The organism is Bdellovibrio bacteriovorus (genome assembly GCF_041888015.1).
Lineage (GTDB): Bacteria > Bdellovibrionota > Bdellovibrionia > Bdellovibrionales > Bdellovibrionaceae > Bdellovibrio.
On the sequence record NZ_CP168968.1, the window covers coordinates 607937 to 629291 of the forward strand.

A 21355-nucleotide genomic window follows, 5' to 3' on the forward strand; every position below is an offset into this window, starting at 1 on the left:
GTCGCCCCTTAAAGAGTGAATTTAAAGTCCTTGATTAGCATGCCCGGAATTTTTTTGCCACCTAAAGCACGGCTTTCATAAGTGGAAACCTGAGGATCGATCTCTTGGAAATCGGTCACAGCAACAAGATTGGCGCCCAGACAGTCAAAAAGAGTCTCGTCAAAGCGCAAATCTGCGATCGGCGCCACGATTTCCCCATTTTCCACCCAGAAGCACGCATAGCGGGTCATTCCGGTGATACGCGCATTCAGGCGGTCCGACCAGTTTAGATAGTGCAGGTTCGACAGATAAAGACCTGTTCCCAGTTCTTTCAGGATATCGTCCTTTTTCAGTGTGCCGGGCATAATCTCCATCGCCCGTGGACCTTCACCGCTGTCCCCAGCATTGCTGAGGGCTCCGTATTCTTTGGCGGAGCGGCTGCTGATCAGGAAGCTTTGCAGTTGTCCGGCTTTGATCAGATCCAGAGTTTCCGGAGCCAGCTCACCCAAAGAGTTGTACTGATGAGTCAGTCCCATGCCGAAGTTTTCACGCAAGTTGAAGAAAGGCGACAGAGTGCGCTCTTTGTCGGCGAGACGTTGCAGGGCGCTGGCTCCTTGCTTGTACGCATTAAAGCTCAAGGCCCCCCAGGCAAACATCGTGGAAAGCTCAGCCACAGCTCCAGGCGCCAGATAAGTGCGGTAAGCCCCTGGTTGCAGAACTTTCTTCGGACGATCCATCAGGCTCAGTTGGTTCTTGGCTTGCGCCAGGTTTTCCTCAAAAGCCTTCTGATCCCAGTTTGTACCGGCATAGATGGACTTTACGGCCTTTTCGCCCAAGTAAAGGGAATAATCCACGAAGAAGTTTTCTGTCGCGAACCAGTGACTTTGTCCTTGAGAATTTTTATTGGCAGAAATGATGGGTCCCGCGCAGTAAAGACCCGCAAGGTCCGTTCCTGCTGCCGGAGTGGTGATGGCCTTGATCACATCTTCATCGGCCAGTAAAAAGCCCTTGAAGGTGCTGTCACTGGTGCCGTTGTTCGTGACTGGAACCTGATAGGGATCTTCAGGAAGCAGATCGCATTCTTGACGGGCTTGTTCCAACCAGAAGTCCGCACGTTTTTTGTCTTCTTCGATTTCGCCGGTGATGGAGAAAGTGATGTTGGCGGTTTTTTTATCTTTTTGCAGTTGCAGGCTTAAAGAGCGCTGTTCAACGTGCGTGTTCTGGCGGACTTTGTTGCCGTTGAAACGCACGAACAGGGATTCTTCGGCGTGAAGATTCACCAAAGCCTCTTCGCCTTTTTTCAGATTTCCCAAAAGATGATCAGCCACAGCGTTGAAATCGACTTTTGTTTTTTCAGTAAAATTCATGCTCATCTCCTAAGCTCCGAAAACTTCAACGTTGCCAAACAGGCAGTAAGGATTGGTGTGACCCACGCGGATGACCTGATTCGGTTCACCCTTGCCGCAGAACGGAGATCCAAAGGTCTCGCGCACTTCGCTGACCGCCTTCAGGTTGTTCCAGAACTTCACGGTCGTGCCACGATAGTTTGGATTCTTCACCGTCTTTGTCAGTTTGCCGTTTTCAATCAGCTTTCCGTATTCGCAGCCGAATTGGAATTTATTGCGATAATCATCAATGGACCAGGACTTGTTCGCCTGCATGAACACGCCACGTTCAACGGAAGCAATCATATCTTCCAGTTTGGAAGTGCCCGGTTCCAGGTTGATGTTGGCCATACGATCAATCGGTGCACGATTCCACGAGGACGAACGGAAGTTGGCAACGCCCGGCAGGTTCAGACGGGACTGGGATTCAAGGCCGCCCAGGCCACGCATCAGCAAGCCATCGTGAATCAAAAACTCTTTGGTGGCCTTGTGACCGGAATCATCAAACGCATAAGATGCCATCGCATCGGACACGGTCGGATCGAAGGTCACATTCATCAGTTGGGAGCCGTACTGAAGTTTTCCGAAGTCTTCCGGCTTTACGAAGCTCCATCCGGCGTAGTTTCTTTCATCACCCAAAATGCGATCGTATTCCAGCGGGTGACCGATGGACTCATGCACTTGCAAAGTCATTTGGTCCGGAGCCAGCAACAAGTCCATGGCTGTGTCCGGGCAGTTTTCCGCTGAAAGAAGTTCGACAGCTTCGTCAGCCAGCTTTTTTGAACGGTCGATGATCGAAGCCCGGTCAAACACCTCAGCTCCGATTTGCAGGCAGCGCGCCAGGCCGCCGCTGTCGGAGCGAGTTTGCATTTCACCACCGGCTCCGGCCGTTGCCGAGAAATCGGTGCTGACGATAGAAAAACGCTGTTCAAAGTCTGAACCACTGGAGGTGACAGTGTGGAAGTGAGTTTCCACGATCATGGCCGTGGCTGAACGACTGACGATCTTGTCAGAAACATTCATGGCACGAGTGGCATCGACAAAAATATCCGAAATTTCTTTGGCAGAAAAAGAATCCAAAGATTTTACCACCGGAGAGCTGTATTTGCCCTCGGCCGTTGGACGGTGTTCTGCGCTGAAAGAGTGAACCTTGTGCAAGGCCGCAGCTTTGGCGATGGATACGGCTTTGTGCAAAGCCCGTTTGATACCGTTTTCACTCAGGTCACTGGTGCCAGCAAAACCGAAGTGTCCGTCCACAAGAACCTCGACCATGACCCCTTGATCGAAAGAGATGTGATTGCGATCTGGTTTTTCATCGCGCACGGTGCGGAAGGTGGTTTTTTCAGTCACGTGACGCAAACTGATCCAGTCAGCCGCCCCTTTCAGGGAGTTCATGGTTCTTTCAAGGTGAAGCATCCACAGTCCTTTTTTGAATAGTTAAATGGAATTAAGCACTTCCATAGCGGAAGCGGGGCAAAAATACAACCCCAGAGGGAGAAGGTGAAAAAAGGGGTCAAAATGTTCTGGCAAGGCGTTTGCTTTATATAAATCCAAGGAGGTCACTGGTGCCATAAGGAACCAGTTCATGGCCAAACAAGAAGGGGGAGATTATGAGAGTATTTCTAGCGGCAATGGCAACAGGTTTCATGATGATGGTTGTTCACCTCAATGCCGAGGCCGCGACCTTGGAAGCTCCCAGTTGCAGAATGCAAAGCGAAGGTCTTTTTGACGGAGCTTGGGTGAAGCACCGTATCGTAGTGAACGAAGATGTCATTTACGGCGCGAATGACCTGGATTCTATCCTGTCCCAGCTTGATTCCTTGCGTGATCAGGGCCTTTGCCGCTAAAGTGGCAGGGCTTTGAATCGGAATGAATACTTAACCCAGATTTGGCCCGCTTATCCCGCAATGCCTGACAATGCTCAGGCGGCCGGGCGCATTTATCAAATCGAACGGGAAGACGGCGGCCTGAAACTGACCCTTCACCGTGATTCCAAAATACACAAAATTCACTTTGAAAAAGCCCCGCCTTATTCCGAACACCTGATTGAAGGTGATTTGGTGGCTGTGATTTCTGGCGATGAACTGATGTTATTGGCTCCTCAACGTCAGTCGTTGCCGAATCGTTCCTGGAATAAAGAACTGACAACACAGTGGGGCCTTTACCTGAAGGCTTTGCGGGCTTTTTTCGTCGATCAGGGCTTTGTAGAGCTAAAAACCCCCAGTCTGGTTGTGTGCCCGGGAACGGAGCCCAGTCTGGATGTGTTTTCGACTGAACTGAAAGTGGGTTCAAGAAAACAAAAGCTATTTTTGCCCACCAGTCCTGAATTGCATTTGAAAAAAGCTTTGGCCTTGGGGGCTGAAAAGATCTTTGAGCTGGCACCGTGTTTCCGTAACGGTGAGGTGACGGAACGTCATCAGCCGGAGTTTTTGATGTTGGAGTGGTATCGAGCCTACGCCAACCTGACTTTAATCAAAGAAGACATGATTTCACTGGTGCAGACTTTGGCGAAGGCTTTGGGTGTTCCTGTCCCGAAAGCCGTGCGCTCGTACTCTGTGGCCGAACTTTTTAAAATGCACTGTGGTTTTGATTTGAAACCGGACACCTCAAAAGACGAACTGAAAGCTTTGGCAGAAAAATGCGGCGTCGATGTTCGCAGCGCTGAAAGCATTGATGATTATTTTTTCCTGATCTTTATGGATAAGATTGAAACTCAGTTGCCAGCGGATGAACTTATCTTCGTGGAAAAATATCCTCCGTATCAGGCGGCCTTGGCGCGATTGACCTCGGACGGTTGGGGTGACCGCTTTGAGGCTTACTGGAAAGGTCTTGAGTTGTGCAATGCCTTCCATGAACTGAATGATCCCGAAGTTCAGCGTTTGCGTTCTGCCGAGGACTTGCAGAAAAAAAACGAAATGAAGAAAGAAGAGATCTCTCTGGACCCGGAGTTCTTCCAGTGTCTGGAGGCGGGGATGCCTCCGTCCGGGGGGATTGCTTTAGGGGTGGAACGTCTTTTCATGGCTTTGACCAATATCTCGGACATCTCATCTTTGCGTCTTTTCCCTCTTTGAGACGCCTCTTGTTTTGCGTCTGAAATGACGTGGAACAGAGCGGAGCAATTACGAATTATCCTTTGGAAATGTAGTTAAAGATTCAACATGTTAAGGCCGTAAAGTTCTACATGGGAACAATTACGGAACGTTTTGGAATGATATGCTCCATTCTTATCGGAATGGCTTCCGTGGCCTCGGCCACACCTGCGACCTTGAACTATCAAGGGCGAATAGTAAAATCGGACGGGACTCCACTGGAGTTTAATAACGTCAGCTTCGCCTTTGAAATCACCAATGCCAGTGGTTCCTGCATCTTCTATCGTGAACAGCGTGATGGTGTGAACATGCAGGGCTCCAAGGGGGTCTTTGATATCGCCATTGGCGAAGGCACGAAACTTTATCCCAGTACGGCGAACTATGGTCTTCGTGATGTGTTTAATAACTCGCTGGAACACACTTGCTCTGGTGTGGCGACGCCTTACACTCCTGGCATAGATGAAGTGCGCGTGCTGAAAGTGCAATTCCATGATGGTGTGGGATGGAAGGCAATCACTCCTAATAACATCATTCGTTCTGTTCCTTTTGCCAGCTATTCGTATTCATCTTCAAAATTGGGTGACAAACTTCCAACCGATTTTGTCTTAAAGACATCTTTCAATTCGTGTGCGACCGGACAGTACCTCACTTATGATGGAACAAATTTCCTTTGTAAAAACGATGCGGGCGGCGCAGGGATGGTGGCAGATATCGCTGTCACCGGGCCGTACTTAAGTAAAAGTGGCACGGCTTCATTGCCAACGGTGTCGGCGGTCGTGGGTGCAACAGCGGGAACTTTGGCTGCTGGTGATGACAGTCGTTTCTTGAATGCTGAAAAAATCCGTGGCGTGAATATCAGCGCCACGGCTGCGACCCCAGGACAGGTTTTAAAACTGAATGGATCAAATACTTGGGAGCCTGTGACCTTAAGCTCTTCCGATATTTCGGGACTGGATACCAGTTTGGGAGACAAGCTCTCTTCGGCGGTTCTACCTGCGGCGGCTTGTACGGCGGGACAGGCGGTGGTGTTTGTGACTCCGGCCAACAAGTTTGAATGTCAGACTTTGACGATTGCAGAAACACAGATTTCAGGTTCGATTTCCGGAGCTAAGATTTCCGGCGATATCTCTGGCAAAGCCAGTGGTATAACCGGAGTCCTTCCGGTTTCCCAAGGGGGAACGGGAAGTGGGACGGCACTTAACAACAACCGTCTGATGATTTCCATTGCTGGAAAAATTGTTGAAGCCCCTGCTTTGGAAGATGGTCAGATTTTGATTGGTAAAACAGGGGATGCTCCGCAGGCAGCGCTTTTGAGTGCGGGCAGTGGTGTGAGTATCAATAATGGTCCCGGTGGTATCACGATCAGTGCCACGGGAACAGGCGGGACGATCACGTCCGTCAATCCGGGCACAGGTCTTTCCGGAGGAGGTTCTTCCGGAGCTGTCACTTTGAGTTTGGCTAACACGACTGTCGCCGCAGGAACTTATGGAACTGCGACGAAAGTTCCACAGTTTGCGGTGGATGCGCAAGGGCGCTTGACAGCCGTGACTGAAGTGACCATTTCAGGTGTTGCGCCTGCGGGAACTGCTGGTGGTGATTTGGATGGAACCTATCCAAATCCCGACGTGGTGAAGCTACGTGGAAAAGCGATTTCAGCGACGGCACCCACAACTGCCGGGCAATTGCTTCGCTATGATGGGGCTCAGTATGTACCCAACTTCTTAAGCCTTGCTGATATTCGTTCAACGGTGACACCGGGAAATACAATCTTACCGGGTTCTTCGTGTGCCGCGGATAAGACTTTGAACTGGTCTTCTTTGACGGACACTTTCACGTGTCAGAATATTTCCATCACAGAATCCAATATCTCGGGAACCATTGCCTCTGGCAAAGTGAACTTTGGCACACAGACGGCGAAGACCTTTTTTGCAGCACCTGCTGGGGCCAGCGGGGCGCCTTCGTTTAGAACAATCGCGGCTGCGGATCTTCCGGCGGGCGCTTACGACAGCAGCTACTTCAAGCTGGGGGGCAATGCCTTCGGGGCTGTTGCAAACATTGGAACCACGGATGCGCAAAATCTGCAATTTGTGACGGACGGAACCGCTCGCATGGCTTTGACGACGGCAGGACGCTTGGGAATTGGCACAACGAATCCCTCATCAGGGTTGAGTCTGGTCAATGACGGGGTCGGGGACGCGAATGATGATATTGGTATCTTCACTTATTCTGCGACAAACACACCGGCTTTGATTATGAACCGATCTCATGGAACTGCGGCGGCACCTGCTGTGATGCCTGCTGGAAGTCTGACGGGATCCATTCAGTCACGGGCTTATAACGGTGCAGGTTTTGTCGAAGCCGCGGGCTTGCGTGCTTATGCCGAGACGGTTTGGGATAGCACGACTCCAAGTACGATCAACGGGGCCTTGGGTATAGTGACCATGACCGGTGCTTCTGCTACAGAAAAAATGCGTGTGACTTCGCAAGGCTTTGTCGGTGTCGGCGTTTCTGTTCCGATCAAGCATGTTCATATTCAAAAAGATCAAGCCCTGGATACAGCTTTATTAATTCGTAATGCCAGTGTTGCTGACGGAGCGGCGAGCGCTATTGATGTTGAAACCGATGGCGCAGGGGCCCAGTTGATTTCCTATGGCACGGGCATGACCGGAACTTGGGGTGCCTCCAGTATTCCGAAGGCGGACTCGGTGATGCTGCGAACTTACACGACCTCTCCGGCAGCGAATTTTGGAGTGGGAACTGGCAGCGCGCACCCGTTGCATTTGGTGACGGATGATACGCCGCGAATGACGGTCACCGGGACAGGAATGATTGGGGTGGGTTTGACAGGGCCACTGACCAAGTTCACGGTCGCGGATTTATATCTGGGAACCACTGCGGATAACACGGGACTGGGGATTTCCGTTTACGGATCAGCCAATGACTTTGGTGGTCTGACTTTGTGGGATCGCGATGGGGATCCAAACACTACAAACGATGGTGATACCACACTTTATTTTGGCGATGATCCGACCGACAATCTGCGCTTTGCCTATAAGCAATCGGGCGTTGCGATGTCGGAAAAAATGCGTTTGACCAGCACGGGTTATTTGGGAATTGGGACAAATAATCCCACGGCTCCTTTGCATGTATCATCGAATGCACAATATACTTCCATCATTAATGCCAACACCGCCGCCGGAGGCCAGCAGTGGAGATGGCTGTCTTCTTCCACGGCCGCTCCGCTGGGAGCAAACTCCATGTGTTTTGCCGTCGGGGTTTGTTACTTCAGTCTTTACACCACCGGGAATGCGACATTGACGGGAACGTTGACTCAGTCTTCGGATCTGCGTTTTAAAAAAGACATAGTCGAGGTTGATGGCGCTTTGAATGACATTCTGAATCTGCGAGGCGTGACTTATTACTGGAAAGACGAAAACAAAGACCAAAGCAAGCAGATGGGGTTGATTGCACAGGAAGTGGAAAAAGTCTTCCCGGAAGTTGTGGAAACCGATGCCAGCGGCTACAAGTCTGTGGCCTATCAGAATCTGGTGGCACCATTGATTGAAGCAATTAAAGAACTTCATGCAAAGTGGTTGGGTGATTCGCAGGAAATACGCAATGAGTTGTCCCAGCAGAAACGTGAAGTCGCCTCTTTGAAAGAGGAAAATAAGCGTCTCAAAGTGAAAGTCGAAGAAATTGCGGTCATTAAGAAGGCTCTTTGTGACAAGGATGCCGACCTTGCCTTCTGCAAAGAGGAAAAGTAAGGTCCCCGATATAAGATAATATCTGGACCTTCGGCGAACTGAAGGTCCTTCCATAGTTCACCATCACTCATTGATTATCCTAAGACAGTTGACTCACTCTTCAGTGAGGGTTGCAATAAAGTCTGTAGGATTTAGAGTGATGAAAAAAACCATAGTTTTCCTGATTCTGATATTCGTTTCTGTCTCGTGCAGAGCTGCGACTTATTCATTTGCTGACTGTTTGGAAATTCTGAAAAAGAACAATGCTGAACTGATTTCGGCAGAACAGAACCTGCAATCTGTACAGTCCCAGATGAGGGCTTTGTACGGCAACTATTTGCCGCAGATCTCTGCCAATCTGGGATATCAAAAAGGGGAAACGGATATGCTGGACAATGAGGGGTATTCTGCGACCTTGAATGCCACCCAGAATCTTTTCAATGGTTTTTCTGACAGCGCCCGGATTTCTGAAGCAGAAGGCAAGGTCAAGGTTGCTGAAGCCAACCTGCGTACAGTGAAAGCCAAATTAAGTTATGACTTGAAATCCATCTTTGCCAGTGTGGTGTATGCTCAGGATTCTTTGAAACTTTCCAAAAGCATCCAAAAACGCCGCGCTGACAATCTGAATATGGTGGAACTGCGCTTTCAAAGTGGCCGGGAAAACAGAGGTTCGGTTCTTTTATCCAAGGCTTATTTGAAGCAGGCGCAATTGGATGTTTTAAAGGCGGAAAATCTTTATCAGACTTCGCACAGTTCTTTGATTCGCGTTCTGGGTTTGGCTCCGGATGAGGTCATCGAAGTGCAGGGACGAGTTCCTGAAAATACACCATCGGCGGCCACACCTGCTTTTGGAAGTCTGGCCCGGCAAACACCGGGGGCTTTGCAAGCACAAGGACAGATTCAAAGTGCTGAGGCGAGTTTGAAAAACTCCCGTTCGGAGTTTTTACCCTCTTTGGATCTTTCGGGATCTGTGGGTAAAACCGGAGAAGACTTTTTCCCGGATCGGGATCGCTGGAGTGTCGGAGCCACGTTGTCGTGGTCGCTATTTTCGGGTGGTAAGGATTACTTCACGCAAAAAAGTGCGTTTGCACAAAAGCTGGTAGCGGAAAATAACTGGAAGAATTCCGAGCTGGAACTGATCGCCCAATTGCGCCAAGCCTTTGCAGAATACACGGAATCCGTGGAGCAGGTGAAAGTCAGTGATGCCTTTGTGGAAGCCGGGGCTGTTCGGGCTGAAATCGGACGTAGCAAATACAATAACGGCCTTTCCAGTTTTGATGACTGGGATAAAATTGAAAACGATCTGATTTCCTATCAGAAAGATCAGACACTGAAACGTCGTGACCGGGTTGTGGCAGAAGCCAACTGGGAAAAAACTCAAGGTGTGGGGGTTCTGCAATGACATCATCCAAGAAAATCATCTTCTCTGCTGTCGTGGTGATCATTCTGGCCGGGGGCGGATACTACTTCTGGAACAAAGAAAAAGCCCAGACTCCGAAATATCGTGAGATCCCGGTCACTACCGGTGATCTGGAAATCACAATTCTGGCGACGGGAACCGTGCAGCCCAAAAACCGTTTGGAAATCAAAGCGCCTGTTGCCGGTCGCATTGAACAGATTCTGGTAAAAGAAGGGCAGCAGATCCGCAAAGGACAGATTCTGGCGTGGATGAGTTCCACCGAACGTGCAGCCATGTTGGATGCCGCTCGTGCCCAGGGGGCAGAAGAATACAAAAAATGGTCCGAGCTTTATCTGGCAACTCCGGTGATGGCGCCGATTTCAGGAACTTTGATTCTGAAAAATGTCGAGCCAGGCCAGACCTTTACGACCACGGACGCCATCTTTGTGATGTCAGATCGTCTGACCGTGAAAGCTCAGGTGGATGAAACGGACATTGCGCAGATCAAGTTGAAAGCCAAGGCCACGATTGTTCTGGATGCCTATCCGCAAAGTCCCTTGCCTGCAACGGTGGATCAAATTGCCTTTGATGCAACGACGGTGAACAGCGTGACGACCTATCTGGTCGATGTGATTCCCGTTGAAACCCCTGACTTCATGCGAAGCGGGATGACGGCCAACGTGACTTTTAATATCGCTGCAAAGAAGGACGTTCTGATTGTGCCAAGTGAAGCCCTGCGAGTCAGTGAAGGGCGCACCATGATTCTGGTGAAGAAGCCCAATTCCAAAGAGGGCGTGATGCGCGAAATCCGCACCGGAATTACAGACGGTAAAAACACGGAAGTTGTCGAGGGGCTGGATGAATCTGACACCATATTGGCGACGGAATTCAGACTGGGAGACAAGGCTGCACAGGGGACAAATCCCTTCGGGCCACCGTCACGTTCCCGTCAAAGAAGTGGAAGCGGGCAACGCTCTGGTGGGCCAGGTGGACCATGATTCAAATCAAGGACATTCGCAAATCCTATAAAATGGGTGATCAAACTGTGGATGTGCTAAAGGGCATCAGTCTACAGATTGAGCGGGGGGATTTTGTGGCTATCATGGGGCCTTCTGGCTCTGGTAAGTCCACCTTGATGCATATTCTGGGTTTGCTGGATATTCCCACCAGTGGTTCATACAATCTGAACGGTCGTGAGGTCGCAAGTCTTAGTGAAGATGAGCTGGCCGTGGTTCGCCGTGAAGAAGTCGGATTTATTTTCCAGCAGTTCAACCTTTTACCCCGAATGGAAGCCTGGCAAAACGTGTCTTTGCCACTGATCTACAGCGAAGACGGTTTTGACTTTGAAAAAGGGCAGGAACTGCTGGGAAAAGTGGGACTGGCCGACAGAATTCATCACAAGTCCAACGAACTTTCCGGGGGACAACAGCAAAGAGTCGCCATTGCGCGGTCGTTGATTAATAATCCGCAGATTGTTTTTGCCGATGAGCCGACGGGGAATCTGGATTCGAAAAGTGAAAAAGAAATCATGGATATTCTGCGCCAGCTTAATGCGCAGGGAATCACTGTCATTATAGTCACGCACGAAGAGGAAATTGGTCATCAAGCCAAGCGCCTGATCCGTCTGCGTGACGGAGTGATTCAGTCGGATGAAAGACTTCAATCGCTAAGTTCTTCACCCATTGAAAAGAAACCGCGTGAACCCCGTGCCGCTAAGTTTCCCGTGCGCGAAATGTTAGAGCATCTTCATCAGGGCTTTCAAACTCTGGCGGCGAACAAGGTCCGCTCGGGCCTTTCCATGCTGGGGATTCTGATCGGGGTGGCCGCGGTTGTCGGCATGCTGGCTTTGGGAACCGGAGCGCGACAGTCGATTGAAAAGCAATTGTCTTCCTTGGGTTCAAACTTACTGGTTCTGCGCGCGGGCAATGTGCGTGTGGGTGGTGTGGTTCAGGAATCCGGCGTGCGCATTCGCATCACTCTGGATGATGTGGCGACTATCAAAAATCAAATTCGCACGATCAAGGATGTTTCGCCTTCGTCGTCCGGTCGCGGACAGATCACTTATTTGAATAAGAACTGGAACACTTCGGTGATGGGGGTGGCTCCGGCTTATGAGCAAATGCGTTCCAGCACTCCGATCTATGGGCGTTTTTTCTCGGAAGAAGAAAATCAGCGCCGGGCTTTGGTGGCAGTTATTGGAACCACGGTGGCGCGCGAGCTGTTTGGTGAAAAATCCCCTATCGGTGAAATGATTAAAATCAACAAGGTCAACTTCCGTGTGATCGGCGTTCTACCTGAAAAAGGCGCGGCAGGGCCGCAGGATCAGGATGATCGGATCCTGGTTCCGGTGGTTTCAGCGATGTATCGTCTGTTCGGAAAGAACTATGTGGACTCAGTGGATATTGAAGTTCGCGACGCCAAGGATATTCCCGATGTACAGGATTCTTTGCAGGAGCTGATGAACAAACGCCATCGTGTTCCGGTGTCAGCGCAAGGTGATGCCTTTAACGTCTTTAACATGGCGGACATTCAGCAGGCCTTGAATTCCACCAGTCAGACCATGTCGATGTTGCTGGCATCCATCGCGGCGATTTCTCTGGTCGTCGGCGGTATTGGAATCATGAACATCATGCTGGTTTCTGTGACGGAAAGAACCAAGGAAATTGGTCTGCGCAAGGCCATAGGTGCCCGCCGCCGTGATATTCTGCTGCAATTCCTGGCGGAATCCATCGTGGTCAGCGTGTGCGGCGGCTTATTAGGAATCGCTTTGGGAGTGGGCTTCTCACTCTTCATTTCCAAAGTGGTCGGATGGACCACAGTGGTTTCACCGTCTTCCGTCTTGTTGTCTTTTGGATTCTCAGCCCTGATCGGAATCGTCTTCGGTAGCTATCCAGCATCGAAAGCCTCGAAACTGCATCCCATAGAAGCCCTCCGCTACGAGTAAAAACGGGTAAAAAAAGGTTCCCGGTTCTTTTTTGGGTCCATGCTGCGTTAAACGCGCTGTAGACCCGAAAAAGAACCAGGAACCTTTTTCAAAAAGGGAATCTTGACTGTTTTATTTGAGGGGGCTCCGTTAGAAAGGGGCATCTTTTTTAAATTCTAACGGAGGTTCCCATATGAAAGGTCTTTTGATTGCTGCTTTGGTGTTTGTTTCTGCTCCTGCATTTGCCGGAAAAATGAAAGAGATCTACACCATGACCAACGAAAGTGTTTATGACGTTTTGGGTTTTGATGAAGGAATCGCCGCTATCGAAGGTCACAAATTTGTAAGTGTTGCCGGAGCTGATTTGGCTGTGCAAACCACAGTTCGTGCTTACAACGGAAAATCTTATACTTGCGTGACGACTTTTGTGGATTCTGAATACTTCTATCAAGTGAACTACACGACTTGTAAGTAATCTGCTTCATTCGCAGAAAATAAAAAAGGGAGCTGCTAAAGCTCCCTTTCTTTATTCCTGGCCGTCGTCCGGGCCACCGTTGATATCTTCTTTTAACTCTTTACCGACTTTGAAGAACGGCAATTTCTTTTCATCAACGTTGATGATTTCACCCGTGCGAGGGTTACGTCCTTTGTAAGCACCGTATTGACGATTCACAAAGGAACCAAAACCACGGATTTCGATACGGTCATCGCGCATCAAAGCTTCAACCATAGAATCAAAAATGGTGTTCACTACGGTTTCTGCTTTTACACGGGTGATGCCCGCTTTTTCAGAGATTAAATTAATCAAATCCGCTTTTGTCATGTTCTCGCGTCCTTCAGAACTTCCAAGATCTCAACTGACCTACTTAAAGTATTGATAACACTCTCGATTATACAGAAGAGAAGGGGGCTGACTACCACTTTTCAATGATTTAACTCAATGCTTCTTATACAAGCCCGTATTGAGCAGGATTTTACGGTAAGCATCAAGGACTGACTGGACCATTTTCGGGGTGTCAAACAGGTCAACGACCTTCTGGCGGGCCCTTTCACCGATTTCTTCTGCTGGCATTGTGCCGGAAAAGATCTCTACCAGCAAATTACTCATAGAGTCGACATCGGCCGGCCTTAAAAGGAAGCCGTCACGGCCATCTTCAATGATATTGGCAATTGGGGACACTTCCGAACCCAAAACGACCTTTTTTTGAGCCATGGCCTCTAGGGTGGAGGGCTCAAACCCGGTGGTACGCGATCCCATATTCACGAAAACATCGCCCAAAACGATATAATCTTCCAGTTCCCCGGTGGGAACCGCACCTGTCATAATCACGCGATTGCCCAGGGCCAGATTTAGCACCTGAAATTCAATGTCTTTGAACTTCGGACCGTTGCCGACCAGTAAAAGATAACTTCCTGGTTTTTTGATGGCGACTTTTTCAAAAGCCCGCAGCAAAGGAATCACTTCCTGCACTTCGGTCATGTCCGTGATCGACACGGCCACATGGGCGTTTTCAGGAATGCCCAGCTTTTTTCTAAGTTCCAGAGACTTTTCTTTTGGATTTAAATCCCCCAGTTCAATGCCATAAGGCACCGTGTAGGTATGGAAATCCGGATACAAATAGTATCTTTCCAGAATGATTCTTTGCTGGGGATTGGTGACAAAAATCCCATCGGCGGTTGAAAGCAACTGACGGTCACCGCCATAGTAGGTGGTCAGGAATTTATAGGCCGTGGCGATTCCAGTGGTCAGCATACTGCTTAAGGTTTCCTGCTTCATTGCCAGAATGGCAAAAAGCTGGGACATCTGAGTCGCCTCCACATCGTAGGCCATGGCGACATTGAGGTTTTTCTTGCGAGTGCCAACGCGATAGCCGGATTTGTCGATACTGTGAAGAATATGAAACGGATCTTCTTTATGCAGTTGTGCAAACTTCTGACGAACCGCCATTTGAAAGCTTAAGTGCGAAAGATTTTTTTCGCCTTCATACAGATAGTGAACTTTCACGCCGTCACGAAATACTTCGGGCTTTTTCATGGCTGAGCTGGCAGCAAGAACGGTGACTTTGTGTCCTTCACGAGCCAAGCCCTTGGCGATAGGCCACAAGAAACCATGGTCGGTCGCGCGACTGAGAATCGGAAAGCGATGGGATGTCAGGCAGATATTAAGTGTTTCCGGCAGGCGGGACTTTTTGACCATGTCCTATCTTAGATGATTCAAGGCCTTGTTGTACAGACGATTGAGTTCATTCATCGAAGAGTCGATCAGATGGCGGTCTTCAGCCAGTTTTTCAGACAGGGATTCCGGCAGTTTCAGATGGCTTTTGGCCAAAAGTTTGATGAGGTCTTTTTGCAACTGACCGTGATTCAGAACCCAGCAGTTCACGGTGTTTTTCCAAAGATCGGAATGCACACTGGTCTGGCGCGAGTCCAGAATCAATACGGCCTGAGACTGAATTGCGCGCAGATAGTACTCCGTCATTTCAACGGGGGTGAACTGTTGTCCTGCGAGCATCAAAGCCGTGCTTTTTTGAAGAAGGTTCTGAGTCAAAGAGGCAGACAGAGGTCCAGTCAGAATCCAGCGATCACCACATTGGAACTCGTTCATCCAGGCCGCGAATTTTTTGCGATCACGCAGGGACCAGTGGGAATAGGTTCCCCACAGGGCCACTTTATACTTTTGTGCAACCGTGCGCAGACGGATGAAGCTTTCCGATTCCGGATTGAAGCGAGGTTCATTGAAGGGAATCACGACATAAGGTTTCTGCGCCAAAGTTTCCAGTAAATGCAGTTCACTGCTGTCGATGGCTTCTTCTGTCGGAGGAGTCGCTTTAAGATCCAGAACCGGCGGCAGAATCCCACGCCCTTGACGGTTGGAACGAACATCCAGTCCACGCAGTAATCCCAAAGCTTCAACCGTGGGGCATGTGATGATGTCACTTTCCTCGATCAGATAGCGGACCGGATTTCTGCGACTGAGGCCTTTTCGGATATTCAAAAGAGACGTCGTCAAAACACAAGTGGGATGAGATTTTGCGAAAGTCGAAAGCACCATTTGTGCGGGACTCATGCGGTCTTCATCCAAAAGGACATGCAGGATCTGTGGTTGCAGGCCGAAAAGACCCGGGATGATGCGGATGCCTTCCAGAAAGCTCCATTTTTTGAAATAACCCATGAACTCGATGCCGCTGGTGTCGCGGGGGGCTTCGCCGTAACTGGTCAGCAGAACCACTTCATGCTGTTGCGCCTTCAGAGCTTGTGCAAGCTGCCAGGAAGTCGCATTCACATGTTTGCTCACCAGTATTATTTTCGCCATTCAAGTCCTAAAGCTTTGTAGATCTTATGTAAGATCTTGCGGTTGGCTTCCGGAATATTGCGGTGTTTGAGTTCTTCCGGATGAATCCATTCCAGCATCATGTGATGCTTGGCACGGGGTTCGCCTTTCCAGTATAGGATTTCATAAAATAATATGAGAATCCCTACATCTCCGTAGGAATGGGTGCAAGCCAGCTTGAGTTCGCCGACTTCGGCCTCAATACCCAGCTCTTCATTTAGTTCACGAGCCAAAGCTTCTTCAGGGGTTTCGCCATTTTCGATTTTGCCGCCAGGGAATTCCCACTGGCCAGCCAGAGAGTTGTTTTCAGGACGTTGACCGACAAGAATTTTACCGTCTTTGCGCAAAAAACCAGCCACCACAGGAATCCAATGACCCTTGCGGATTTTAGATTTTTTGGGTTTTGTCTCTACTGCGCTATCGTCCGTCATTATACCTTCTTGCTACGTTATGGAAAAAACCGGGTCCATGGAAAACAAGTGCAGAATAAATTTGAACAAGATCTGCGCCCATTTGCAATCTTTCAAAGACATCTTCTGGGCTCATAATGCCCCCAACGCTGACTAAAAGCAGTCCTTCGCGTTTTTTGCCTAAAGTTTGAACAGCAACTTCCAAGGCGCGCTTGGAAAGATTCTTTAGCGGAGCTCCGGAAAGTCCACCTTCTGCCGGGAAATGACAGCTCTCGGGGCGGGATAATGTGGTGTTCGTCAAAACAAAGCCATCAACACCCAGCTCCTGGCAGTTACTAACGGCTTCTGCCAAACCCTCATCACCCATGTCCGGGGACAGTTTCACCAAAACAGGTGTGGGTTCAAAGTGAGAGACGCGATCCATGATCGGTGAAATCAAGGCACGCAGATTTTCTTTTTTCTGAAGATCTCGCAAGCCTGCCGTGTTAGGGCTGGAGATATTCACAACAAAGGCGTCCGCAAACGGGCGGAATTGATCCACCAAAGTCAGATAGTCATTCACGGCACTGTTGTTGGGAGTATGACGATTTTTTCCGATATTTACAAAAATAGGGGTGCGATAGTTTGGAGCATAGTGCGCCAGATTGTAAAACACCTCATCCGCGCCATGACTGGGGAAGCCCATCTTGTTCCACATGGCCTGAAGATTCAGGTCACGATCCATGATTTTTCCGGGATTCGGTGATTGCGCACGCGGAGTGACTGTTCCGACTTCGACGAAGCCACAGCCCAAGGCCCACCACTCTTTCAAGTGTTCTGCATTTTTATCGACCCCGCCCGCAATGCCCAATGGGTTGGGGAAGTGCAGATCGCGCCAAGTGAAGCTGTTCCAGTGTGGGGTTTTTCTGCCGTGAAGAAGTGCGTAGGCAGGTAGGGCCAGTGAGCTCAGGTCATGAGCCCACTGGGGTGGTAAAAGAAGCCAAGGTTTTTTCATGAAGTCCAGTCCCACATCCTGTGCCCGGCGCCTTAGCGAGGGTACAAGCCTCTCAAAAGCATCGCGCGCTCAAGACGTTGAACAGAAACTGCCATTGCCGCAGATCTCATGTCGACGTTCTTTTCTTTCGCCAAAGAATATCCTTTGTCGAAGGCCTTTGTGATGATGCCTTTCAGGCGGCCATTGATTTCTTCTTCATCCCAGAAGAAGGACATGGTGTCCTGAACCCATTCAAAGTAAGAAACGATCACGCCTCCGCCATTGGCGATAACATCCGGAGCAATGAAAACACCGCGTTTGTGAAGGATCTTGGTTCCGGCGTTGGTCACGGGACCATTAGCGCCTTCCACGATGATTTTTGCCTGGATTTTTTCTGCGTTGTGAGTGTCGATTTGGTTTTCCAACGCGCACGGGAACAAAGCATCACACTTCACTTCAAGCAGTTCTTCGTTGCTGATTGGTGAAGCTTTTGGATAGCCCTTCAGGAATTTGTGAGCCTTGATGTATTCCATAACATCATTGATGTCCAGACCTTCACCGTTGAAGATGCCACCGGAAACATCACTGACAGCCACGATGCGAGCACCACGTTCAAAGGCGAATTTCGCAGCGAAGGAGCCCACGTTACCAAAACCCTGGATCGCGATGGACGCGCCTTTCAGGCTCATCCCACAAACTTCGAAAGCTTTTTCGGCAACATACACAACACCTAAACCGGTTGCGTGGTTACGCCCCAAAGAGCCACCGACTTCCACTGGTTTACCAGTCACAACACCTGGTTGTGCAAAGCCACCGTGTTCTTGAGAGTAAGTGTCCATGAACCAAGCCATTGTTTGTGGATCTGTGCCCACGTCCGGAGCCGGGATGTCTTTAGTTGGTCCAACGAAAGGACCAATTTCAGAAGCATAACGACGAGTCAGGTTTTGTTTTTCAGTGCGAGAAAGTTTTGTGGGATCAACAGTGATACCACCTTTTGCACCACCCAAAGGAAGACCAAGAACAGAGTTTTTGAAAGTCATCAAAGCCGCAAGGCCGACAACTTCAGAAAGGTCTACATTTTGGTGATAACGGATGCCGCCTTTGTAAGGGCCCAATGTTGGAGAGTACTGCACGCGATAGCCTGTGAAAACCTTCACACTGTGATCGTCCATGCGTACAGGAACGGAAACAGTGATGCAACGACGAGGTCTTTTCAGACGCTCAAGGATGTTGGGATCACAGTTGATAATTTTGGCAGCTTCGTCGAGAGTTTGGATGGCGTTTCGGAAAAGAGGTCCGTCATAAAGAGGCTCTATCTTGTGTTCCATGATGTGTGTCTCCTTAAGTACACCGAAAAATTTTATTGAAGTAAAAACTCAAAGTCACTCCGGAAAAAGGTGATGACTCAATGATTCTTTTTGGCCACAATGAGGCCTATGCTTCGGTCGTGGTTTTGTTTTTTCAGCCTTATTGTCGTCAGCTCCAACGTCTTTGCCGCCAACCCGCAACGAGCTTTTCTTGAACAGTTTCAAAGCTCTCGCATCAGTTTCCCCGGGGACAACTCTCCTCTTTTGGCAGACAGCCCGGGGCGTTATCCGGAGCCGTTGAATTTCATAATGAGCAATATCATCAGTTGGATTCCGACGGGGGAGCCTAAGTTGATGTCCACAGCCTGTGCGCCCGAGGTGTGGGCCGCACGACTGCAGGATCCTCGCGTCCAAAAGTCCGTTCAATTGCAAGGGGCTTTGGTTCAGAAATATTTCCAGGATTGTCGTGCGGAGCTTGAAACGGGGGATGATGGATGGCTGATAAACGTCCGTCGTATGATGACGATGAAGTACAATCCTCAGGGGCATCCTTTCTTGCGCCGAGTGGTCGTCAACTTGCCAGGCAATGTGAAGCTTAAAGGTTTGTTGGGACTTAAGGGGGACATGAAACGTCGTCCACTGGTGATCGTGCGTCTGGGAATCTTTTCGAATGTCGAAGATTTCAAGCCCGAGCGTGCCTGGATGATGATGCTCTTTGAGCAATCGCCATTCAATGTTTTGATGCTTGAGAATATGTCGAGCCCGGATTTTGTGGCCAACAACAGTCGCTTCTCTTTCGGGGGATATGACGAAGGCATTCAAAATATTCAGGTGGCTCGTTTGCTGACAGATCCGGTGGAGCCCTTGTCGCAGTTGGTGGACAGCATTCATCTTTTTGGTATCAGCCTGGGCGGGCATGGCGTTTTGTATTCTTCCTTGTTGAACAAATACAATTCACCGAAGCGCGGACCTTTGATCAACTCTTTCACGGCTTTGTGTCCGGTGGTGAACTTGCGGGCGACGATGGAAAGCCTGACCCACAGCGGGGTGAAGTCGGCCTTTGTGGATTTGTGGAGTCGTCAGCGTCTGAAAGGTCTTGATAGCAAGCTGCCTGCTCTGGAAAGTTTCGAAAGCTTTTCTTACTTGAGCAAAGCCATTTCCGAAATTGCCCGCACTTATCATGGGGGCCTTTCCTATGTGAACTCTGTAAAATTGCCGCCAGGGGTGGAGGATAGTACCCACTTCTGGGAGCTGAATGACTTCTGGCGCTTTTACAAACAAGTTGAAGAACCTGTCCTGATTTATGCAACCGAACAAGATCCGGCAGTTCCTTACGATTTGAACGCTCAGCAATTGCAAAACAAAGAGCTGAAAGTGGATAGCAAAAATATCCGGGTTGTGGAGTTACCGCAAGGAGTGCATTGCACGCTTCCGGTACCCTATGACTGGTCTGCTCTGACATCTTTGTTCCAGTCTTATATTCTTTCGCACTCTCCGGATTTTAAGATGAGCGAACGTCATTTGGATGTGGATTTGTCGGATGATGAGTGGAAGGGCTTCTTTGATCAGGGATCGCTTGTGCGTTTTGAGGTGGAAGAGCCGGGCAAGAAATCTGGTTTTGTAACCATCGCCCTGGAAGTCGAGAATGCCAAGGGTAAAGAGAAATCCATGAACCTTAGCCTGCCGCTTTCACAGTTTGATTTCCGTTTCCTGAATCAGGATATGACGGCGTCCGAGCAGGAAATGATTGTACGCTGGTTGAACCAGAATTTAAAAGTTTCCATTGATCAGAACAAAGGCAAGGCGACCCTTAAGGCTGTTTGGCCAGTTGCTCTTTAAAGAATTCCGAACGCTCGGCGAGCTTTGCCATGTACCCGCTGATATCTTCTTTGGCCTCGGCGGGCAGTCGGCTGAAGGGCGTGATATGTTCATCAGGAACATAGCGGAACGTGAAGTTGATTCTTCGTGTTTCAAAGTTGGTGATTTCATTTAGCGGGAAAACGTGACTTTCTTTGCGGTCCACGCGCTGAACACGATGGAACAGATGCTTTTTGAATTTATCCCCACCGAAAATTTGTAACGAACTGTCTTCAAGCCACTGCTGGAAGACTACGTTGGATTTGGATTCTGTCCCCTGACTGGAAACAAACTGGAAGAAGGCGCGTTCACCGAATGAAATCGAAGCCACGGGTCCCGGTTCAAAATCCTTGTGTTCACCCACGCGGGCGCAGTCGTTCTTTTTGCCGTCTTCACCGATTTGATCGCCATAATAATTGATCAAGCAGGTATTTAGATGCCAGCCGCGAGGGATGTCGCGCGGAGCATAAGTTTCGTGAACGAGGCCTTCAATTTTTTGGATCAGATATTCCAGGATTGGCGGGTAGCCCTCGGCCGTTACACAGCGGTTGTAGATCCCTTTCGGTGGGTGGTAATAGTTCAGGCAGGCAAACTGCCAGTTCCCCAGCCAGTACACGGGACGCAAGAGAGAGCGCTGTTTTTGATTATCCGGTGGGGGATTGTTTTTCGAATAGCGCATTTCCCAGATCGGATAAAGTGTGCGGAGGTATTCCAGGATCTCGGTTTTTTCGCGCGCTGAGATGTAGTTTTGTTTATAGATCAACCCGTAGGGCAGGCTTTTTTCCGAGGAACGCTCGGCCCCTTGGTTGCGGGCGGGGGCGCCTTTATGCGCAGGAGATTTGCCTTGAAACTTGCCTTTGGGTTTAAACATAGGTTGAGGGTTCTATCATGAGGGCGGCCTCAGAGCCAAGTCCGGGGTTTTAGGGGTGACAGTCCTGCCCCCATGGGCTACAAAAGAG

Annotated in this window: 17 protein-coding genes; 8 read left to right on the top strand and 9 right to left on the bottom strand. The window is 49.6% G+C overall.

The features are described from left to right. Window positions 1-8: 8 nt before the first annotated feature. Window positions 9-1346 carry a metallopeptidase TldD-related protein gene (locus ACES2G_RS03055; RefSeq protein ID WP_347359322.1) on the bottom strand — a complete coding sequence of 446 codons (1338 nt, stop codon included), beginning with the start codon at window positions 1344-1346 and terminating at the stop codon, window positions 9-11. A 9-nt stretch (window positions 1347-1355) separates the two neighbouring features. Next, a complete protein-coding gene (locus ACES2G_RS03060) occupies window positions 1356-2780 on the bottom strand; it encodes a TldD/PmbA family protein (protein ID WP_374001297.1) in 1425 nt (474 codons plus the stop codon). Between the two features lie 194 nt (window positions 2781-2974). Between ACES2G_RS03060 and ACES2G_RS03065 the strand changes: the two genes are divergently transcribed. The 7 genes from ACES2G_RS03065 (at window position 2975) to ACES2G_RS03095 (ending at window position 12993) form a co-directional block, all read left to right on the top strand. Then, window positions 2975-3211 (top strand): hypothetical protein, encoded by a 237-nt coding sequence (locus ACES2G_RS03065; protein ID WP_374001298.1) that lies wholly within the window; start codon window positions 2975-2977, stop codon window positions 3209-3211. Window positions 3212-3223: 12 nt separating this feature from the next. Continuing rightward, a complete protein-coding gene (gene epmA, locus ACES2G_RS03070; protein WP_374001300.1) occupies window positions 3224-4435 on the top strand; it encodes an EF-P lysine aminoacylase EpmA in 1212 nt (403 codons plus the stop codon). A gap of 110 nt (window positions 4436-4545) precedes the next feature. Next, complete coding sequence (locus ACES2G_RS03075) at window positions 4546-8217, top strand: tail fiber domain-containing protein (RefSeq protein ID WP_374001302.1); 3672 nt, start codon at window positions 4546-4548, stop codon at window positions 8215-8217. 139 nt (window positions 8218-8356) lie between these two features. Beyond that, window positions 8357-9598: a TolC family protein gene (locus ACES2G_RS03080; RefSeq protein WP_374001303.1), complete on the top strand. Its 1242-nt coding sequence runs from the start codon at window positions 8357-8359 to the stop codon at window positions 9596-9598. After that, complete coding sequence (locus tag ACES2G_RS03085) at window positions 9595-10593, top strand: efflux RND transporter periplasmic adaptor subunit (RefSeq protein WP_374001306.1); 999 nt, start codon at window positions 9595-9597, stop codon at window positions 10591-10593. The genes ACES2G_RS03080 and ACES2G_RS03085 overlap by 4 nt, the downstream gene beginning before the upstream one ends. Further along, entirely contained in the window at window positions 10590-12539 is a 1950-nt protein-coding gene (locus ACES2G_RS03090; RefSeq protein ID WP_374001308.1) for an ABC transporter permease, read from the top strand. Before ACES2G_RS03085 ends, ACES2G_RS03090 begins: the two co-directional genes overlap by 4 nt. Window positions 12540-12711: 172 nt before the next feature. Further along, entirely contained in the window at window positions 12712-12993 is a 282-nt protein-coding gene (locus ACES2G_RS03095; protein ID WP_374001310.1) for a hypothetical protein, read from the top strand. Window positions 12994-13044: 51 nt separating this feature from the next. Here the strand turns inward: ACES2G_RS03095 and ACES2G_RS03100 are convergent, their stop codons facing one another. The 6 genes from ACES2G_RS03100 to ACES2G_RS03125 all read right to left on the bottom strand — a co-directional run bounded on the left by ACES2G_RS03100 (window position 13045) and on the right by ACES2G_RS03125 (window position 18560). Then, complete coding sequence (locus ACES2G_RS03100; protein ID WP_262553466.1) at window positions 13045-13341, bottom strand: HU family DNA-binding protein; 297 nt, start codon at window positions 13339-13341, stop codon at window positions 13045-13047. A 114-nt stretch (window positions 13342-13455) separates the two neighbouring features. Then, the gene (locus tag ACES2G_RS03105; RefSeq protein ID WP_347359376.1) at window positions 13456-14715 is read right to left on the bottom strand and encodes a glycosyltransferase family 4 protein; all 1260 of its coding nucleotides are present in this window, start codon (window positions 14713-14715) and stop codon (window positions 13456-13458) included. A 3-nt stretch (window positions 14716-14718) separates the two neighbouring features. Further along, the gene (locus ACES2G_RS03110) at window positions 14719-15831 is read right to left on the bottom strand and encodes a hypothetical protein (RefSeq protein ID WP_347359377.1); all 1113 of its coding nucleotides are present in this window, start codon (window positions 15829-15831) and stop codon (window positions 14719-14721) included. Further along, window positions 15819-16280, bottom strand: coding sequence for an 8-oxo-dGTP diphosphatase MutT (gene mutT / locus ACES2G_RS03115; protein WP_347359378.1), 462 nt, complete (start codon window positions 16278-16280; stop codon window positions 15819-15821). The genes ACES2G_RS03110 and mutT overlap by 13 nt, the downstream gene beginning before the upstream one ends. Then, a complete protein-coding gene (locus ACES2G_RS03120) occupies window positions 16267-17253 on the bottom strand; it encodes a quinone-dependent dihydroorotate dehydrogenase (RefSeq protein WP_374001311.1) in 987 nt (328 codons plus the stop codon). Before ACES2G_RS03120 ends, mutT begins: the two co-directional genes overlap by 14 nt. 32 nt (window positions 17254-17285) lie before the next feature. After that, on the bottom strand, window positions 17286-18560 hold the full coding sequence (locus ACES2G_RS03125; RefSeq protein WP_374001312.1) for a Glu/Leu/Phe/Val dehydrogenase: 1275 nt from the start codon (window positions 18558-18560) through the stop codon (window positions 17286-17288). Window positions 18561-18848: 288 nt separating this feature from the next. Here ACES2G_RS03125 and ACES2G_RS03130 point away from each other — a divergent pair, with 288 nt between their 5' ends. Next, complete coding sequence (locus ACES2G_RS03130) at window positions 18849-20378, top strand: hypothetical protein (RefSeq protein ID WP_374001313.1); 1530 nt, start codon at window positions 18849-18851, stop codon at window positions 20376-20378. Here ACES2G_RS03130 and ACES2G_RS03135 read toward each other — a convergent pair. Beyond that, entirely contained in the window at window positions 20350-21267 is a 918-nt protein-coding gene (locus ACES2G_RS03135; RefSeq protein WP_374001314.1) for an alpha-ketoglutarate-dependent dioxygenase AlkB, read from the bottom strand. The two genes, ACES2G_RS03130 and ACES2G_RS03135, sit on opposite strands and share 29 nt — an antisense overlap. Window positions 21268-21355: the final 88 nt, after the last annotated feature.

Coding starts and splice junctions, on each gene's coding strand:
- ACES2G_RS03055 (WP_347359322.1), bottom strand. CDS start 1,346: ATGAATTTTACTGAAAAAACAAAAGTCGATTTCAACGCTGTGGCTGAT.
- ACES2G_RS03090 (WP_374001308.1), top strand. CDS start 10,590: ATGATTCAAATCAAGGACATTCGCAAATCCTATAAAATGGGTGATCAA.
- ACES2G_RS03095 (WP_374001310.1), top strand. CDS start 12,712: ATGAAAGGTCTTTTGATTGCTGCTTTGGTGTTTGTTTCTGCTCCTGCA.
- ACES2G_RS03130 (WP_374001313.1), top strand. CDS start 18,849: ATGAGCAATATCATCAGTTGGATTCCGACGGGGGAGCCTAAGTTGATG.
- ACES2G_RS03120 (WP_374001311.1), bottom strand. CDS start 17,253: ATGAAAAAACCTTGGCTTCTTTTACCACCCCAGTGGGCTCATGACCTG.
- ACES2G_RS03060 (WP_374001297.1), bottom strand. CDS start 2,780: ATGCTTCACCTTGAAAGAACCATGAACTCCCTGAAAGGGGCGGCTGAC.
- ACES2G_RS03110 (WP_347359377.1), bottom strand. CDS start 15,831: ATGGCGAAAATAATACTGGTGAGCAAACATGTGAATGCGACTTCCTGG.
- ACES2G_RS03080 (WP_374001303.1), top strand. CDS start 8,357: ATGAAAAAAACCATAGTTTTCCTGATTCTGATATTCGTTTCTGTCTCG.
- ACES2G_RS03125 (WP_374001312.1), bottom strand. CDS start 18,560: ATGGAACACAAGATAGAGCCTCTTTATGACGGACCTCTTTTCCGAAAC.
- ACES2G_RS03100 (WP_262553466.1), bottom strand. CDS start 13,341: ATGACAAAAGCGGATTTGATTAATTTAATCTCTGAAAAAGCGGGCATC.
- ACES2G_RS03065 (WP_374001298.1), top strand. CDS start 2,975: ATGAGAGTATTTCTAGCGGCAATGGCAACAGGTTTCATGATGATGGTT.
- ACES2G_RS03075 (WP_374001302.1), top strand. CDS start 4,546: ATGGGAACAATTACGGAACGTTTTGGAATGATATGCTCCATTCTTATC.
- ACES2G_RS03085 (WP_374001306.1), top strand. CDS start 9,595: ATGACATCATCCAAGAAAATCATCTTCTCTGCTGTCGTGGTGATCATT.
- mutT (WP_347359378.1), bottom strand. CDS start 16,280: ATGACGGACGATAGCGCAGTAGAGACAAAACCCAAAAAATCTAAAATC.
- ACES2G_RS03105 (WP_347359376.1), bottom strand. CDS start 14,715: ATGGTCAAAAAGTCCCGCCTGCCGGAAACACTTAATATCTGCCTGACA.
- ACES2G_RS03135 (WP_374001314.1), bottom strand. CDS start 21,267: ATGTTTAAACCCAAAGGCAAGTTTCAAGGCAAATCTCCTGCGCATAAA.